The organism is Vibrio sp. 10N.286.48.B8, assembly GCF_003050085.1.
Taxonomy (GTDB): Bacteria; Pseudomonadota; Gammaproteobacteria; order Enterobacterales; family Vibrionaceae; genus Vibrio; species Vibrio crassostreae.
Genome location: NZ_PIGD01000003.1, coordinates 305,630 through 321,953, shown reverse-complemented (window position 1 = coordinate 321,953; position 16,324 = coordinate 305,630). Strand labels below are relative to the sequence as shown.

The window sequence follows — 16,324 nt, the reverse complement described above, 5'->3', positions numbered from 1 at the left end:
TATGTCGATACGAGCAGTGATGGTGTGTCTTACAAAGGCATTACTCGGTTACGCCCCAGTGATTTTGCTTCGTAAAGCAGCTTATCGGCTCTTTCGATCAGCAATTGCGCTGACTCTCCGGGTTCAAGTTCAGCGACACCAAACGATGCGGTGATACTACCGACTTGTTCACCACTGCGACGGTCTTTAATCGACAGCTTCTCTAGAGAGCGTCTATTAGTATCCGCGAGTTGGCGAGCAATACGTAAAGACTTATTAGGTACAATGAGTGCGAACTCTTCACCGCCAAATCGATAGGCAGAAATACCTTCTCGACAACTTAGCTTCAGCTTGCGAGCAATCCCTTTAAGAACCATATCGCCAAACAAGTGGCCATAAGTGTCGTTGAAGTTTTTAAAGTGATCGATATCAAGAAGGATCAAACATAGAGATTGTTTCGCTTCACACAAGGTTTCTATATCACGGTCAAAAGAGCGACGGTTATAGAGTGTCGTTGTACTGTCAAAGAGCGCATCTTTCTGAACTTCCACCAACTGGGTTTTAAGCTTGGTAATTTCTGATGTAGCAGAGTTCAGTTGAGAATTTAGAAACTGAGTAGAGTGACGAATATGACGAGACTCAGAAACTAGCTGACGAACCAAAGACATGACTTCGTCGATCGATAAACTTTCATTATCAACACGAGCTAAATCTTCGAAGCTTTTATCTATCATTTCCGAAAAAGCAGAGGTGTCGGTCAGTGTGTCGTTCATCGAGTTAGAAACTTCGGAAACTAACAACTCCAAATTAGCGCGAAGGTCGTTGATATTGGTTTCGGATTTACTCGCAACATAATTGTTGTAAAGCTGTTCACCAACAGCTGGAGGGCAAATGCCGTAGTGTTCTAAAACACCATCCATATCTTTAGTTAGCTGCGGGATAGCATTATCGACATAGGTGTACCAAAGTGCGTAATTTGCAGGTGTGGTGGACACCCTATTCTTCATCATAAGAGGTACCGCTTTTTTTAGATTAGCGGTGGATTTCTGGAATTCGTCTTTTTTCATTATTGTTACTGCAGATACCAAACTAACTCAAGCCACTTGTCGACAAGGTTAGCGGATTTCGCAGGTCTTTGCTTTAAAAATTATATGATTAATGGATGAGGATTGGATAAATAACTCATTTTTATTATGAATATCGATTGCGCATTGATAAATGGAATCTAATAGATTGTTCTTTAATCATATTTTTTGTTATTCACCATGGAACATAGGCTGAATTTTTTATCAAAGCCTTTGGCAAAAGGTGGACTCAGTGACCTTAAAGTGGTTTGTTATGTAGCGAAGTAAATTGACGGTAGAGCTTGAATTGGGAGAACTTTGATTTAGAGGACTTGCGCTGATAAGAGTGAAACGAGTGAAGCTTTGTATACAGAAGGGAGGTGGAAATATTTATAAGCAGATACAAAAAAGCGCCGATAAAAATCAGCGCTTTAAAATTCTTTTTAGCTAAAAGCTAATTATTGAGCAACAACGTTTGCTGCTTGTAGGCCTTTTTGACCGTTTTCAACTTCGAAAGAAACCTTTTGGCCTTCTTTCAGAGTTTTGAAGCCTTCAGAAGCGATTGCACGGAAGTGTACGAATACGTCAGCACCGCCGTTGTCTTGAGAAATGAAACCGAAACCTTTCTCTTCGTTAAACCATTTTACAGTGCCAGTATTTGTGTTAGACATAATTTGTCCCTTATTCATAAATTTTCTAAATTGTTGATTGCATTACTGCAATGCGCTGATAATTGAATTATTTAATATTGCTAAGAAATAAGGAAAAACTACTTACAAAAACGGGTAACGATTTTACATGTCATTTTTTACTATTCATCTAACTTAAATAACTCCGGCTAACAGAGCGAGTGCATGTTAACACAGTCTTTCCGGTTGTACACTCATTGATTGAGAAATCAGCGAGTTTTTTTGTCATGTTGTGCTTGTTAACAAAAATCACCTAGAACAGCTGATAGTTTTATAAAATTACACGCTGTGACAAAATGAAAAGGAAGCCTAAGCTTCCTTTTCATGATTAGTATAGACGATATTAACGCTTGAAGTTGATATCTTCAGTCTGATCTAAGTTAATTTTTGTTTTCGCTGGCTGAGTCTCTGCAATCACCTTACCGTGGCGCACTGAATACTGCACGGGTACTTGGCGACGCACTGCATCAAAGCCATTGTCAGCAGGAAGAATCAGTAGGCTACCTGTCTTACCTTCTTCGATACCGAAGTTGTCTTGGATGTTCAATGTGCGAGCAGAGTTTTTGCTGATCAGATCAAGCGAGTTGTTGATTTGGTCGTAGCCCATAACCTGTGTTACGTGCAGTCCCATGTGCAGAACTTGAAGCATGTTCGCTGTACCCAGTGGGTACCACGGGTCAAACACATCATCGTGGCCAAAACAAACGTTGATGTTTGCTGCTAGCATCTCTTTCACACGAGTCACGCCACGACGTTTCGGGTAATCGTCAAAACGGCCTTGTAAGTGAATGTTCACTAACGGGTTTGCTACGAAGTTGATACCAGACATCTTCAATAGACGGAACAAGCGAGAAGCGTAAGCACCGTTGTAAGAACCCATCGCAGTCGTGTGGCTTGCTGTTACCTTTTCACCCATCTCAAATTTATGAGCAAGGGCTGCCAGTGTTTCAACAAAACGAGACTGTTCGTCGTCGATTTCATCACAGTGAACGTCGATTAGGCAGTCGTACTTGCGTGCAAGTTCGAACACGTAATGCAGAGATTCAACACCGTATTCACGGGTGAACTCAAAGTGTGGGATAGCACCGATAACGTCAGCGCCGATCTTCACTGCTTCTTCAAGCAACTCTTTGCCGTTCGGGTATGAAAGAATGCCTTCTTGAGGGAATGCGACGATCTGAATGTCGACCCACTCTTTCATCTCTTCACGAACTTCAACCATCGCTCTTAACGCAACTAACGTTGGATCAGATACATCCACGTGAGTACGCACGTGTTGAACACCGTTAGCGATCTGCCATTTCAGTGTTTGCTTCGCACGCGATTTTACGTCTTCAATTGATAGCAGTTCTTTACGCTCAGCCCAACGCTCAATTCCTTCAAACAAAGTGCCAGAGATATTCCAGTTAGGCTCACCAGCGGTTTGAGTGGTATCTAGGTGAATGTGCGGTTCACAGAACGGTGTAACTGCAATGCCACCTTCAGCATCAAGGATGTCACCTTGATGATTGATTTGTGCGCCATTATCGAGAATGCGAGAAAATTGACCATTTTCAATCAGAATCTGTTTCAAGCCCTCTTGGTCTTGAAGTTTCGCGTTCTTGATTAATAAGGTTGTCATAGTGTGTCCTTAAGCGGCCTGAGATTTCAGAGCTTTTTTGTTCAATAGAGGATTAAGCACGAGGTAACTGATTGCACCACCTAACACTGCGTTCAAAGGAACAACGCCAGGAAGGAAGTGACCAGCGGCTACGCCTGTTGCTACCGCGATAATGCCAGCCCAATTAACGGTTTGGAACTCTGCATTTGCAAAATCTTTGTAACGTTTACGGTTTGCGAAGAAGTCAGCGATGATTACGCCACCAATTGGTGGAATCGCCAACGATAGGAAGGTTAACCAACCTACGAAGTTGTTGTACAACCAAAGCGCGAAAATCGTACCGATGATGCCGTTAATGATAGACATTGTAGTACTTGAGCGACCAGTAATGTTAGATAAACCAAGGCCAGATGCATAAAGTGCGTTTTCATTGGTTGTCCAGATGTTCAAGCCAAGCACGATGATCGCTGGAAGCAGTAGTCCTTGTGCAATCATCACATCTGAAATGTCTGATTGGCCTGTTGCTGCTGCGCCGGCTGCGCCGAAGATAAACATCAGCGAGTTACCGATGAAGAATGCAACCATAGTAATCAATACTGCGCTTGCTGGCTTTTTACCAAAGCGAACAAAATCGGCCGTTAGAGTACCCGCACTAACAAATGAACCTACAACCATTGCTAAGGCCATTGAAAAGTCCATTGGAGTTTCTGGCTCAATCAGTTGTAGCTGTTCTAGTCCGCCAACGCTGTCTACCGCAGTCAACACTGAGTAACCACCCAGAATAGCAATCGCTGGAACAGCAATCGCTGAAAGCACCATTAGCGCTTTAATACCGAAGTACACCGTACCCGTCATCAAAAGACCTGACACAATAATCAAAGTGTTGGTATCAATGCCTGTGGCTTTCTGTGCCGGAATTGCGAACATTGCTACACCGACGCCAAACCAACCTACTTGTGTACCACCAAGTAGAGCAGAAGGAAGCCATGAGCCTTTTGTACCGAAAGAGAAACGAGCTAGGAGGTGAGTGGAGAGGCCAGTAGATGAGCCGATGTAGCCAAGAAAAGAAGTGTAAATACCAAGAATTAGGTTACCGATGAGAACGGCGAGGAAGAAATCATTGAATGAGAGGCCTGTCCCGAGTGAACCACCTGTCCACATACTTGCAGAGAAGAAAGTGAGTCCAAGCATTACCATGGTGAGTGAAGCGACTCCTTTCCTAGCCGATGTAGGAACCGGCCCTAGACTGTAGTTATTATCAGCAGCCATTTTTTACCTCCGCAAATGATCAAAATTAAAATTAACGGTCGCCGTATTGCAGGCAAATGTGCGCATTATGGTGATATAAATCACATAATCAATGCTAATTTTGTCAATAAAGGCGCTTGAGAATCAGTTATCATCTTAAATGCCTTGTAAAACATAGGGTTATTTTCTCCATTTATTTCATGAAAATAAATAGAAAACGTTTTCCATAGCGTGTTGGGTATCTGCTATCGATAGTTGGCTATGAATGTTGATTGTTATGCGATTGAATGGGTGTCTGTATCGAGAGGTGGGCGGTTAGCCAAACGGCAGGCAAAAAAATAGCCAATCGCAATAACCGCAATTGGCTTATATATTTTGTGAACAAGAATAAGGTTCACTAACAACGTCAGTTGGCTAGGTGACCCTCGGCTTAAGAAGGGTCGATTTATACATTGCAGGTAGCGTGCCAACTTTTAAAACCTCGAATATAGGCTGTTTAATAGCAATTTGGTGCGTATTTGGGTGTTTTATTCGCGTTTTAGAATTACCCTGTCGCATTATGCAATTGCGATTTGCAATTTAATGATAGTGTTGGGTGAGCTAGGTGTTGATGATCTAGTGTCGCGATGAGATGAGATGAGATGAGATGAGATAAGAAGAAAGGCGATCACAGCGTGTCTCTGAGTTCTTTGCCTTCTATGGACTCTTCCTACGCTTAAAAATATGGAATTTTAAGCAAGCAACCAAAAAAGCCCGTGCGATCTGAGATCGCACGGACTTTGTCTTGTTTTGCTTATCAGGCATATTAGATAGAGTAGAAGAAGTACAGCTGAGACTTCATTCTAATGATGATCCCGCGTATTACATCTAGGAACGCCATGAAGCTAATCGGTTTCTCACCACTTACCCACGCTAACCCGACAGAACCAACAGGAATATCGTAGCCTTCTGTTTCATCGATCTTTAAACGTACAAAGTGGTGCTTGTTCTGAAGGTTCCGACCTGTGGTGACACGCACCTGTTCATCGATACCGAGCAAGCTCGCCTGTGCTTCACCCGTCGCCTCAACAATACCTTCTACGGTTGCCGAGAATATCTTGCCAGGGTAAACCGCCGTCGCAAATTCTGCTGGTTGGCCGACCTTAATATTACGAATCGCTTGGTGGTTAACTCGCATTAGCACGTACTTCTCTTCGGTGTACATTTGAATACGAGGCATCATTGAAACGCGCTGACCTTCACGAAGAATAAAGTTCGTTACAAAGCCGTCAGTCGGTGCCGTGACTTTGGTGCTGTTAAGATCCCATTGTGCTTGAGCCAAGGTTGCTTTCGCTGAATCCACTTCTGTTTGTTGTTTGCTAACGTTAGTTTCGGCTTTGTGAATGTCGAGTTTCGCGTTTTCTGCATCGACTTCTTTCTTGCTCAGTTGAGATTCTAACGTAGTCAAATTGTGAGTCGCCAAATCTACCTTTGCCGTTTGTTGGTCGATGTCAGTTTCAGTGATTGTGTGTTGTACGACACTGTTTTGCTTCTGGTAACGATCAAGCGTTTTTGATTGCAGTACTAAATCTGTTTTCGCTGACTCAATTTGTGCAATTGAAGCTTTGATGTCTTCTAGCGCTGAGCGATAGCTAACTTTAGCAATGCTCACTTCTTGGCGAGCCGTGTCTAAAGCGACCTTTGCTGACTCAAGTTGAACACTTGCTTTGTCTCTTGCAATCACATATTTGGTGTCGTCAATCTCATAGATCAGTTGTCCTTCTGTCACATCTTGGTTGGGATGGATATGGACTTTCGTTGTTTTACCCGACACATTGGTTGAGTCTGGACGCAATTGAATGTGCGGAGACTGAACAACCGAACCGCCCGATAAATCCATCGGAGTAAAGTTGAGTAGGCCGACCCACACAAACAATAGCCAAGATGTACCACCTAGGTACGCGAATGCTTTGGTGCCTTTGTTCCAAGGCATACCAATAAGTCTGAGTAAATAAATGAACAGTGCCCAAATTGCTAAGCCTTCTAACATACTTGGCTCTCCTCATCTTGCTTGTCGGTCGTTGCCTGTTCCTTCGGTGCTGCCGGAGATTTCCATGTATCTCTTAGGTTGATGATGGCTTTTTCCATATCAACAAATGCCAAGATTACAGCGAGTACCCATACCCAGTGCCATACGAAACCAATCCATGTTAATGCGGTAATCAAACCCAGCTGATGATGATCTTTACTGTGAGCTTTATTGATTGGTAATTCATGAACACGCCAGAACCCGTAACATGCTGCCGCGATGGTTGCAACCAACACTACGCCAGCCACGACGTGTAGTGCAGTATCTGCACCTGTTCCGACAAATGGGACACTAAGTAAACTCATTGATAAACCCTAGGTTAAATTGAGCGCCGAGTGTGATTGATATCAGATTTAGAGGTTGAAAATTTACCAATTACTTTAATAATGGTGTCAATATGATTTGATCTGTAATAGTGACTTCTAGGTAGGGGGCTAATGAACAACTGTAACTTCTTAAGAGCATTGGGTATTTTGGGTATTTACCAATACGCAATGACCAATAAGGCCGTGAATACCGAGCAATTAGGTATTCCTAAATCGGTGTTTAATAACCCGATGAACCTTATTCCCGTTAGTGAAGTGGACAAATGGTATGGTCTACTTGAAGAGCAAACTAATGATCCGGATATCATATTGAAATTGGCTGATCGTGTAGATATTGAAAGATTAGGCCCGTTAACCAATTGGTTTTTTTCTGGTCACGATCTTGCGTCGACGATCCGCAGAGTCAACATCGGACTGCATTGTTTACAGTCGGGTGCTTTCTTATACGGTGCTCAAGTCGGAACCATGATTAAATGGTGCTACGACAATCCCGCTTACACGGAAACGGGCAAAGTACATGACTCGATAAGAGTGGCCATTTTCATTATGAAGATTTTGCGCCGTTATTTAGGGGATGGTTTTAAACCCATGGCGGTATCAATTGCCGGCCATCGAGATAACGTTGATCTCTACCATGAGTATTTCGGTTGTACGATTCAATGGGGGCAACCTCGTACAGAGGTTTGGATACGGAGTGAGTTGAGGTTGTCTATTAATCAATCGCCAAGTGTAGGTAAAATGGGGCTGGCGATGAATTTTCACGACCTAGACAACTACCTCAATATGCCAGATGCCGGTGATGAACATAAGGTGACTTATGAGATGATCAACTACAGCCGCCATTTCGGTTTGCCGACTCTGCATAAAGTTTCTAGCCTTCTGGGGTTATCTGAGCAGCAGTTTCAGCGACGTTTACACAAACGGGGTGTCAATTTTTCTACCATAATGGGTTATGCATTGAGTAATGTTGCGGTGGAATTGTTGAGTTATAAATTGCCCATTGAAGATGTCGCTAAACGCTTAGGCTATACCAATACTGCCAGCTTCAATCGAATGTTTAAGAAACATCGAGGTTTAACGCCAAAGCAATATGTCGAGAGGTTTTGGACGGATCTATAGTTTATGTTTTTAGGCTAGACTTCGTTTCTGTAACAAGCCTGATAAGTAAACCACAGCCCAAGTACTCAAAATGAAAGGCGCTGTTAATGGCAGCAGTGCCAAGGTGTGAAAGCCTAGGGTAATAAGGCAACTCAACAGCATGCCTAATAGGATTAGCGGCCAAGGAATTCGTGGATAGAGCACAAGTGCTAGAGTTGCAAGAATGGCGTTGTAGCCATAAAGACCTTGCTTGATCAGTTCGTTGTCAGCACCAACCAAAGAGCTAAATAGGGTACTAATAAACACCGCAAGCAGTATCCAAACAGCGTGCATGAAGCTGTTCAGTGCGATTGCGACCAAGATAACCAATCCGGAAAACTCATTATTGATAAAACTGACTTGGCTGATCCCTTTTAGCATGGTCACCACAAACGTTGGTAAGTAGTTTTTCACATCTGTACCGATATCAATGAGTGGCATCAACGCAATGCTTGATGTTGAAAATGCAGAAAGCTCGAAGGTTGATTGGACAACATAAATTCCCCAAGAGGTGATAACAAAGGCGCTGGTGTAACCGCGGTACTTTTTAAAGCTAAACACTATTTTAGCGATTGGTACGGTGAGTAGGGCACCGAAGACTGTCACAGCCGCTAGTATTGGGGTGACCCCAAAGAAGTTACCAATGAACAAACCGATCAGTGCGCCATTTAACGCATACATACCACTGTTAAGATCATGAGTTGGTTTGTTGTTGGTGTTAATGCTGTTATGGGTATAGCGAGCTAATATGTAGCTGCAGCTGACACCGAGTATAGTTAAACAAGCCAGTGGAATTGATTCAATAGAGATAGCTAGCAATAACAAAAGGGATGTTACAGCAGATGGTGTGAAATAGACTTGCCCAATACCATTGAGCAAGCCTTGAAGTGGAAGAGTGTCCTTATTCGTGTTCATCATCTGGCGACAGAATTTCATTATGCTAAATTTTTGATACGCCAGATTGTATACAATTATTCTTGGTTGACCATCTTCGTGTGTTAATTCTGATACCAACGTTCACCATAGGCTTGTTGGTAATCAGGTGTTTCAATAATACCTTCTTGCTCTGGCACTGTTTCTAGTGGCCCTACTACCGTTCGATAAGGTAATACGCCAGCCCAGACTGGGATATCCATATCAGTCTTATCATCATTCACGCCATGTTTACCAATTTTTACGGAGGCTTCTGTTAAAGGAATCGCCAATAGCTCGGTTGCGGTGAGCTCTTTATCATTACTTAGCCTGACTTCATCGGTTCTTCCCGGTGCGATTTGCTCAATAAAGATATTCAGCAAGCGATCCTTTTCTTGGTTGTCATCAATAACTGAAAAAGACCCCAGTACCACTGCAGAACGATAGTGCGCACTGTGATGAAATGCCGAACGAGCCAATACCCAACCATCGAACAGAGTGAACGTTAAGCAGGTTGGTTCTCCTTTCTTTAGCCCTTTCAGTAAGCGACTGTTTTTAGCCCCATGAATGTAGACCATGTCATCCACTCGCCACGCGAGCATCGGGATAACCATTGGGCCTTGTTCGCCTTGCAATGCAATGTGTGCGATTAAGCTCTCATCAATGATTTGGTGCAGTTTCTCTTGTTCAAATACGGCTTTGTGAGCCCCTTTTTTAATCGTGGTTCTTTTCGTGTTAGATAACATAATCGCTCCTTAATCATTGCCTTTTGATTAATGTAGCGATTAACTGGTCTATTAAATAGAGCCACTTTTAAACACTATTTGGATCCAGTTATGCAGCCTATCGATGTCGGTGATCTACAGTTAGACGAACAACACGACACGCGTCAAACCGCCTTGTTCCACGCGATAAGAGAGAAGATCGTTCAAGATTTATGGAGCAAGGGCAGTAAGTTACCTTCAACACGTAAGTTGGCCGTCGAGTTATCGGTGAGTCGAAATACGGTGATTTACGCGTACGAACAACTGGTCACTGAAGGCTATATCGAGAGTAAGCAAGGCTCGGGTTTTTACGTGTCGGTTGAACAGCCGGAGCATTTTCTCAGTTTGTCTCAGCCAAACAGTGTTCAGGATGTACAGGTTAGGCACGTAATAAGTAAGCCGAGTGCAAATATAGCGACACCTAACGACATTAACCGCAGCTTTGCCCCAGGAGTCCCTGACTTAGATGCGTTCCCTTATGCTAAGTGGCAGAGGCTGTTGCAACGCCACTCTGCACGTAAGAACATTGCGGGCAATCAAGAGGTTCAGGGAAGCTTGGCCTTGAGGGAAGCGTTGACCGGGTATCTTGCAAGCAGCCGTTCAGTTCATTGTAGTGCTGACAGAATCATCATAACCGCAGGTGCTCAGCAAGCTATCTCAATTGGTTTGATGGCGACGTTGGCGATGGGCGACAAAATCCTGGTGGAAGAGCCCGGTTATCGACAAGTGCATAAAATTATCGATCTGTTGAGGTTAGAGTTAGATGGCGTAAGTGTCCGTGAAAAGGTTGGATTAGATATTGAAAAAGTGTTGTTCAGTAATGCTAAGGCTCTGTATGTCACGCCGAGTAACCAATATCCAATGGGCACGACTTTAAATACTGAGCAACGCCTCAAGCTCATCGATTGGGCCAACAAACATCAGTCATGGATCATTGAAGATGACTACGACAGTGAGTTTCAGTTTGCACATCGCCCTTACACCAGTATGCAAGGCTTAGCGGGTAAACTCGGGTTTGATGACCGAATCATTTATGTTGGTTCGCTGAGTAAAGTCATGTTCAACGGACTCCGCTTAGGCTACTTAGTGGTGCCAGAAAGTCTGGTGGCGAAGTGTCTTGAGATTAAAGATGCACTCACTGGAGACACGGCGTCTCATACACAAGAAGCTTTGTCGGATTTTGTTCGAGAAGGTGATTTATTGCGTCATATCAGAAAGATGCGTCGTTCCTACAAACTCAAACATGAAGCGATGATAGAAGCGATTAAAAGTGAGTTTAACGGTGATCTTGAAGTGATCAGTCAGGCGGCAGGACTACATGTAACGGTGAAGTGGTACAACGGAATATCTGAACATGAGTGGAGCCGCAGAGCAGAGCTTGAAAATATCATCATTCGTCCGTTTGATTTTTATGAATACGGTTCGAGTGATGCTCGTGATTGGAGTGGGGCGGTGCTGGGTTTTGGAAATATACGTTTGGCTGAGATAAAGCCGAAGATCAAACAGATCGCTCGGCTTTTTTATCAGTAATATTGGTAGGGCTTGTTTACAATTTTCTGATTCATCACTAATCGAGTTACAACTTGTCGATAGAAACAGTGGGCTTACCCAACCATTTTCGCCAAGGGAGTGACAATGTCACAAAAATAGTCACGGCATAGAGCATCGACCAACTTAAACAGATAAACACTAAGGTACATATGACCAATGAGAGCATGGCTGTGTATCTAGATGCACCTGTCAGTAATCGGCAAGCCGCTAACATAGCGAGCAAATAAACCAAAACAAAAATACCATTGGCGAGTTTAAGAAAGAATTCAAGGTCCAAATTAGACAGTTCACCAATCACACACGAGATAAGCGCGATAAATCCAATTGCTAATGTTGGGTAAAGTGGTACGCCACGGCTGTTCAGTTGAGCCATTCTACTTGTAGGAGTGTGTTGGCGAGCTTGAGCCCAGATCATGCGAGACAAGCTTTGGGTATAAAGGTTTAGGCTGGCAAAACAAGCAAAGAAGCCAAGTACACTGATGACGGTTTTGAAGCCATTACCAAACAATTGTTCTGTTACCCAAGGGATGGATGCGGCATCGAATTCAGGTGAACCGTAAGCCCCCAGTTTAAGAATCACCACTGAACAAGCCCAGTACACTAACCCCGCAACAAAACAGCCTGCAATGATGGCGATTGGGAAGTCACGTTGTGGATTTTTGAACTCCTCTCCCATGTGAGCAAAAGCTTCTATTCCGACAAAGCACCAAAACATGACGGCTAAAGCAGCGCCGATGGACCACATAGAATCGGACGAGATGGTAGGGAGAGCCACATCGGTTACCGTGATGTCGGCTTTCCAAACAAAAGCGCTAACCAAGGCAAAAATCGATAAGGCAATCACCGTTTGCAAGCGGCCTGAAGACTTACTGCCCATCAAATTGACGGCAATCAGCAGAGCGACGGTAAAGGATTGAGCCCCAAGTGGTGTGTCGAGAGGTGAGGGTAATAACTGTTGAGCAAAACCTCCTGCCAGTGCAATGGCCGCTGGAATACCGACAGGAATAACACTCACAAACAACCACGCCACGCTTGTTTCTAATCGCTCGCTAAACGCCTGACGTACAAAGTAAGCTGTACCACCTGCATTCGGGTAGTGTTTTCCTAAGGCAGCAAAGGTGAGGGCGATCGGGCAAATGGCGATAAACAAGATTAACCATGCCAGTAGCGACAACTGACCTGCGATACCTGCAGCGATAGCGGGAATCATAAATAATCCAGTGCCTAGCAAGGTCGTAGAGAGTTGTCCTATTCCTGAGATCAGCGTGATCTCTTGTTTGAGTTGTGTCATTCGCTCTCCTAGCTATTGGCTTATTATATCGGCCTTCTTGTGCCTGTCTTCTGATGTTTGGGTGATGCTATGAATGAGAGCATACATTGTCGCCATCAATAATACAGCTAGCGAAACGTCGTAAGACACCGTCATTTTAACGGTATTAATCCGATTAGGCGTGAAAGTGTCGGCTGTCATAATGGCTGTTATAAGTAGGAAAGTTGTGTCAAATTAGGCGTTATAAATAGAACAATAAGTGGAAAGAATCAGAAGCATGGATAAATTTGATCGCCAGATTTTGGATATTCTCAAAACCAACGCTCGATGCTCAGTGAGTGATATCGCACGAGATGTCAGTCTCTCGCGCTCAGCTGTGAACGCCAGAATCAAGAAACTGGAAAGCGATAAAGTGATTACGGGCTACTGCGCTCAAGTGACAGAACCCAATCAAACGAAGAATGTGTGTGCTTATATTTTGTTGAAGTTCGACATGTCGAGCAGCGACCATAGTTGTGAGTCCTACGCGCAACGAATCCAGAGTATTGATGGTGTGCAGTGGTGTCACTCGATCAGCGGTGAGACGGACATGATGCTGTACGTTGAAGTGGAAAGCATGGAGCATTTAAATCAAGTTCGCGACCAACTGCAAAGCTATCCAGATCTGCGTCACCTAATGACTCATACTGTGCTTACCGAGTTTTTTAACAAACTGAATCCGACGGTACATCCATGTTAGGCAATATCAACTTAAACCTACTGCGTTCGCTGCATGTACTTCTAGAAGAGTGTCATGTCAGCCGCGCAGCTCAACGCTTGCATATTACACAGTCAGCGGTTAGCCGCCAACTTAGCCAGCTAAGAGATTTGTGTGGCGATCCTTTGTTGGTTCGTGATGGTAACAAACTGGTTCCTACTAATCGTGCTCTTCAGCTTAAAGATAAGCTCGATGACTTGCTTGGAGAGTTTGATCACCTGTTAGACGATAAACCCTTTGAGCCACGAGACTGGCAAGGTGAGTTGGTGTTGTCTTCGAGTGATTATGTGGCTCAGTATATTCTTCCTGTGATTGTTGCAGAGGTGTCCGCTGAAGCGCCGAATATCAATTTGGCTTATCGCCTGTGGCAGCCAAACTACCTTGAAGCACTGAACGAGTCGGGGATCCACTTAGCTTCTAGTATGTTTCCCACAAAGCCAGAGCATGTTTCAAGCATCAAACTTGGTGAAGACAAGTCGGTGTGTTTGATGCGCAAGTCTCACCCATTAGCTCAACAAGTGGTTTTGAGTGCAGAAGACATTGTTAACTACTCTCACATCAAGGTGACGGGGGGCGGAGATAAAGACAGCTACGCGGACATAGCATTGAAGAAGCAAGGCCTGAAGCGAAGAGTGGCTTTGCAGGTTCCGTTCTTTTCATCGGCTGGCACTGTATTGATGCAAGACGATTACCTGATGATTGTGCCGGAACATATCGCCTATAACCTAGGTCGACACCTCGATACTACCTACTTTTCTTTGCCGTTTGATACGGAAATGCATACCTATTGGTTAATGTGGCACCCTAAATATGACAACGACTCTGCCCACAAATGGGCGAGAGAAAAGGCATTCCAAGCCATGAAAAAGTCGAGTTACAATATCAGTATGATTTGAAATCATAGGTGTAATGATAACCTTTGATTTCAAATGATACGTTCTGCGGATTATGGTAAGTGCCAAGTATTGAGTATTAAGCGTAGAGTGTTCAGCTGGAACGCTTTATTTTACTAGGAATGGAATGATGACAGTAACAATTTGGTTTTCTTTATTAGCGATTTGCTTGTTGGGTGCAATGTCTCCGGGCCCGAGTTTGGCGATGATCGCTAAGCACAGCTTGGCTGGTGGCCGCATGAACGGACTTATCGCAGCTTGGTCGCATGCTGCTGGTATCGGTATTTATGCGTTCGCAACCATTGTTGGTTTGGCCGTTGTGCTTGAGCAATCACCAATGTTGTTCAAAGGTATTAGTTTAGCGGGTGCTGCGTATCTGCTTTATCTCGGCGTAAACGCGTTACGTTCGAAAGGTGGTGTTGCCGCGAAATTAGAGGCGGGGGAAAAGATGAGTTACATGCAGTCTGCTCGCGAGGCTTTCTTGATCTCTATCTTAAGCCCAAAGATTGCGCTGTTCTTCATCGCTCTGTTCAGCCAATTTGTTGCATTAGGTAATGAACTGACCAATCAAGTGATCATTGTCTCAACGCCGTTGATTGTCGACGGCCTTTGGTACACTTTTATCACCTTGGTGCTGTCTAGCCCGTTGATTGTTGAACGTATTCGCTCAAAGGCGCAGCTGATTGACCGACTATCAGGTTTGGTGTTGATCCTGCTTGCTGTTCGTGTGGTGTGGACGATATAGCAGTAAGCGATAAGAGTAAGTTACGAGAAACGATACTCATTAAAAAAGGCTCACTAGACGTTATCTAGTGAGCCTTTTTGATTTCTATGGATTGGCTTCGACAGGTTTGAGCTTGTTAGCCTTCAGAATTCAGCACGGCATCTAACTTCGCCATAGAATCTGAGAAGTAGGGGTTGTAGGTCAAACGCGCATGGTTCTTCCCTTCTTCGCGATAGCCCCATGCTGAGTACCAAACTTCACTGGTTGCATTACATTGTTCTTCAAAGCCTTCAGCCTGACCATTAGAGCAGATCTTCTCGCTACCATTGATTCCGTAGTAAGGGTTGCTTGGTGAGAACAGTAAGCCCATGTGAGAGCCGTTCGAGATACGCTGATCTGGAATTTTCATGCTGTACTGAACAGCGCGAGGATCCTCGAGTGTCGTTTCTCCTTGCCAAACCAACACATTGTTTGGATTCGGCATCGATTCAGTAAATGCTTGCTGAACGTAGTTGGTGTCAATCACGCTGTCGCCTTCACTCATCATAATAAACACCGGCTTATCGAAGTGCTTATCTTCCAAGTCATTGCGAACGACTTCTGATGTCTCGTAGTAAACTGAAGCACCGTTCATTGGCAGTGAGTTGTAACGCAGCACATTATCTTCAGGATCTTGATCGGCCCAAGTAACAAAGTAGCTCGCTAGCTCTGCATATTGAACGGCTGACGAGCTCGGTTGAAACGCAGGAGAGAACAGCAGTAACCCAGAGATTTTTGGATCATGCATCGCCTGTGAAGTCACGAGGTTCGCACCGGTTGAATAGCCGCCTAGCCAAACAGAATCATACTCTTGCTCAAGTAACTTCGTATGATGAGCTACCACACCTTGCCAGTCTTCTAGGCTCGGCTGCATTAAGTCACCCACGCGACTACCATGACCCGGCAGTAACACGGTTCTCACTAAGTAACCTTGCTCAGCCAAATGGGTAGCGATGTCTTTAAATGAGTAGGGTGAGTCACCTAACCCATGAACCAGTAACACTGCCTTGCCGTTTGGCGAGGTTGGTTGATACTCGGTTGGCGAATTGAGTTGGATCTCGAGTTGTTTGTCTTCCGTCATGAACACACGGTTTTTCAATAACCAATCTTGTGTGTCATTGACGTAGGCATCAAAGCTGTCTTGCTGATAGCTAGGCAAATCTGGAGAAGTTTCGTAAGCGGGTATTGATGTCTCGTTGGAGCAACCAACGAGACTTAAAGTCGTTAAGGCCAGCAGTGCTAGGAGGGGCTTTCTTTGCATTATGTAATCTTGTCTCTGTTGTGCTTTCACTATGTCTGAAAC

General features: G+C 44.2%; 15 protein-coding genes. 5 read left to right on the top strand and 10 right to left on the bottom strand.

Annotation, left to right across the window (positions count from 1 at the left end):
* Positions 1–29: 29 nt before the first annotated feature.
* The 6 genes from CWO08_RS06120 to CWO08_RS06090 all read right to left on the bottom strand — a co-directional run bounded on the left by CWO08_RS06120 (position 30) and on the right by CWO08_RS06090 (position 6,953).
* Positions 30–1,046: a GGDEF domain-containing protein gene (locus CWO08_RS06120; RefSeq protein WP_108020105.1), complete on the bottom strand. Its 1,017-nt coding sequence runs from the start codon at positions 1,044–1,046 to the stop codon at positions 30–32.
* A 455-nt stretch (positions 1,047–1,501) separates the two neighbouring features.
* Positions 1,502–1,714, bottom strand: a complete 213-nt coding sequence (locus CWO08_RS06115; RefSeq protein WP_004730009.1) for a cold-shock protein — start codon at positions 1,712–1,714, stop codon at positions 1,502–1,504.
* 361 nt (positions 1,715–2,075) lie between these two features.
* Positions 2,076–3,353 carry a cytosine deaminase gene (locus tag CWO08_RS06110; RefSeq protein WP_108020104.1) on the bottom strand — a complete coding sequence of 426 codons (1,278 nt, stop codon included), beginning with the start codon at positions 3,351–3,353 and terminating at the stop codon, positions 2,076–2,078.
* 9 nt (positions 3,354–3,362) lie between these two features.
* Positions 3,363–4,601 carry a cytosine permease gene (codB, locus tag CWO08_RS06105; RefSeq protein WP_108020103.1) on the bottom strand — a complete coding sequence of 413 codons (1,239 nt, stop codon included), beginning with the start codon at positions 4,599–4,601 and terminating at the stop codon, positions 3,363–3,365.
* Between the two features lie 784 nt (positions 4,602–5,385).
* Positions 5,386–6,609, bottom strand: coding sequence for an HlyD family secretion protein (locus tag CWO08_RS06095; RefSeq protein WP_048659049.1), 1,224 nt, complete (start codon positions 6,607–6,609; stop codon positions 5,386–5,388).
* Positions 6,603–6,953, bottom strand: coding sequence for a hypothetical protein (locus CWO08_RS06090; protein WP_048659050.1), 351 nt, complete (start codon positions 6,951–6,953; stop codon positions 6,603–6,605). Before CWO08_RS06090 ends, CWO08_RS06095 begins: the two co-directional genes overlap by 7 nt.
* 132 nt (positions 6,954–7,085) lie before the next feature.
* On the opposite strand from CWO08_RS06090, the gene CWO08_RS06085 reads away from it, so the two are divergent.
* On the top strand, positions 7,086–8,093 hold the full coding sequence (locus tag CWO08_RS06085) for an AraC family transcriptional regulator (protein WP_048659051.1): 1,008 nt from the start codon (positions 7,086–7,088) through the stop codon (positions 8,091–8,093).
* A 9-nt stretch (positions 8,094–8,102) separates the two neighbouring features.
* On the opposite strand, the gene CWO08_RS06080 is transcribed toward CWO08_RS06085, so the two are convergent.
* Both CWO08_RS06080 and CWO08_RS06075 read right to left on the bottom strand, forming a co-directional pair.
* A complete protein-coding gene (locus CWO08_RS06080; RefSeq protein WP_102432676.1) occupies positions 8,103–9,029 on the bottom strand; it encodes an urea transporter in 927 nt (308 codons plus the stop codon).
* Positions 9,030–9,109: 80 nt separating this feature from the next.
* Positions 9,110–9,769: a pyridoxamine 5'-phosphate oxidase family protein gene (locus CWO08_RS06075; protein WP_048659053.1), complete on the bottom strand. Its 660-nt coding sequence runs from the start codon at positions 9,767–9,769 to the stop codon at positions 9,110–9,112.
* Positions 9,770–9,859: 90 nt separating this feature from the next.
* Here CWO08_RS06075 and CWO08_RS06070 point away from each other — a divergent pair, with 90 nt between their 5' ends.
* Positions 9,860–11,317: a PLP-dependent aminotransferase family protein gene (locus CWO08_RS06070; protein WP_108020102.1), complete on the top strand. Its 1,458-nt coding sequence runs from the start codon at positions 9,860–9,862 to the stop codon at positions 11,315–11,317.
* A 46-nt stretch (positions 11,318–11,363) separates the two neighbouring features.
* Here the strand turns inward: CWO08_RS06070 and yjeH are convergent, their stop codons facing one another.
* The gene (yjeH, locus tag CWO08_RS06065) at positions 11,364–12,629 is read right to left on the bottom strand and encodes an L-methionine/branched-chain amino acid transporter (RefSeq protein ID WP_102432678.1); all 1,266 of its coding nucleotides are present in this window, start codon (positions 12,627–12,629) and stop codon (positions 11,364–11,366) included.
* A 256-nt stretch (positions 12,630–12,885) separates the two neighbouring features.
* On the opposite strand from yjeH, the gene CWO08_RS06060 reads away from it, so the two are divergent.
* The 3 genes from CWO08_RS06060 to CWO08_RS06050 all read left to right on the top strand — a co-directional run bounded on the left by CWO08_RS06060 (position 12,886) and on the right by CWO08_RS06050 (position 15,003).
* The gene (locus CWO08_RS06060) at positions 12,886–13,347 is read left to right on the top strand and encodes an Lrp/AsnC family transcriptional regulator (protein ID WP_108020101.1); all 462 of its coding nucleotides are present in this window, start codon (positions 12,886–12,888) and stop codon (positions 13,345–13,347) included.
* Complete coding sequence (locus CWO08_RS06055) at positions 13,341–14,261, top strand: LysR family transcriptional regulator (RefSeq protein WP_102432679.1); 921 nt, start codon at positions 13,341–13,343, stop codon at positions 14,259–14,261. Before CWO08_RS06060 ends, CWO08_RS06055 begins: the two co-directional genes overlap by 7 nt.
* A gap of 127 nt (positions 14,262–14,388) precedes the next feature.
* On the top strand, positions 14,389–15,003 hold the full coding sequence (locus CWO08_RS06050; protein ID WP_048659058.1) for a LysE family translocator: 615 nt from the start codon (positions 14,389–14,391) through the stop codon (positions 15,001–15,003).
* A gap of 115 nt (positions 15,004–15,118) precedes the next feature.
* On the opposite strand, the gene CWO08_RS06045 is transcribed toward CWO08_RS06050, so the two are convergent.
* The gene (locus CWO08_RS06045; RefSeq protein WP_048659059.1) at positions 15,119–16,282 is read right to left on the bottom strand and encodes a carboxylesterase; all 1,164 of its coding nucleotides are present in this window, start codon (positions 16,280–16,282) and stop codon (positions 15,119–15,121) included.
* Positions 16,283–16,324 lie beyond the last annotated feature (42 nt).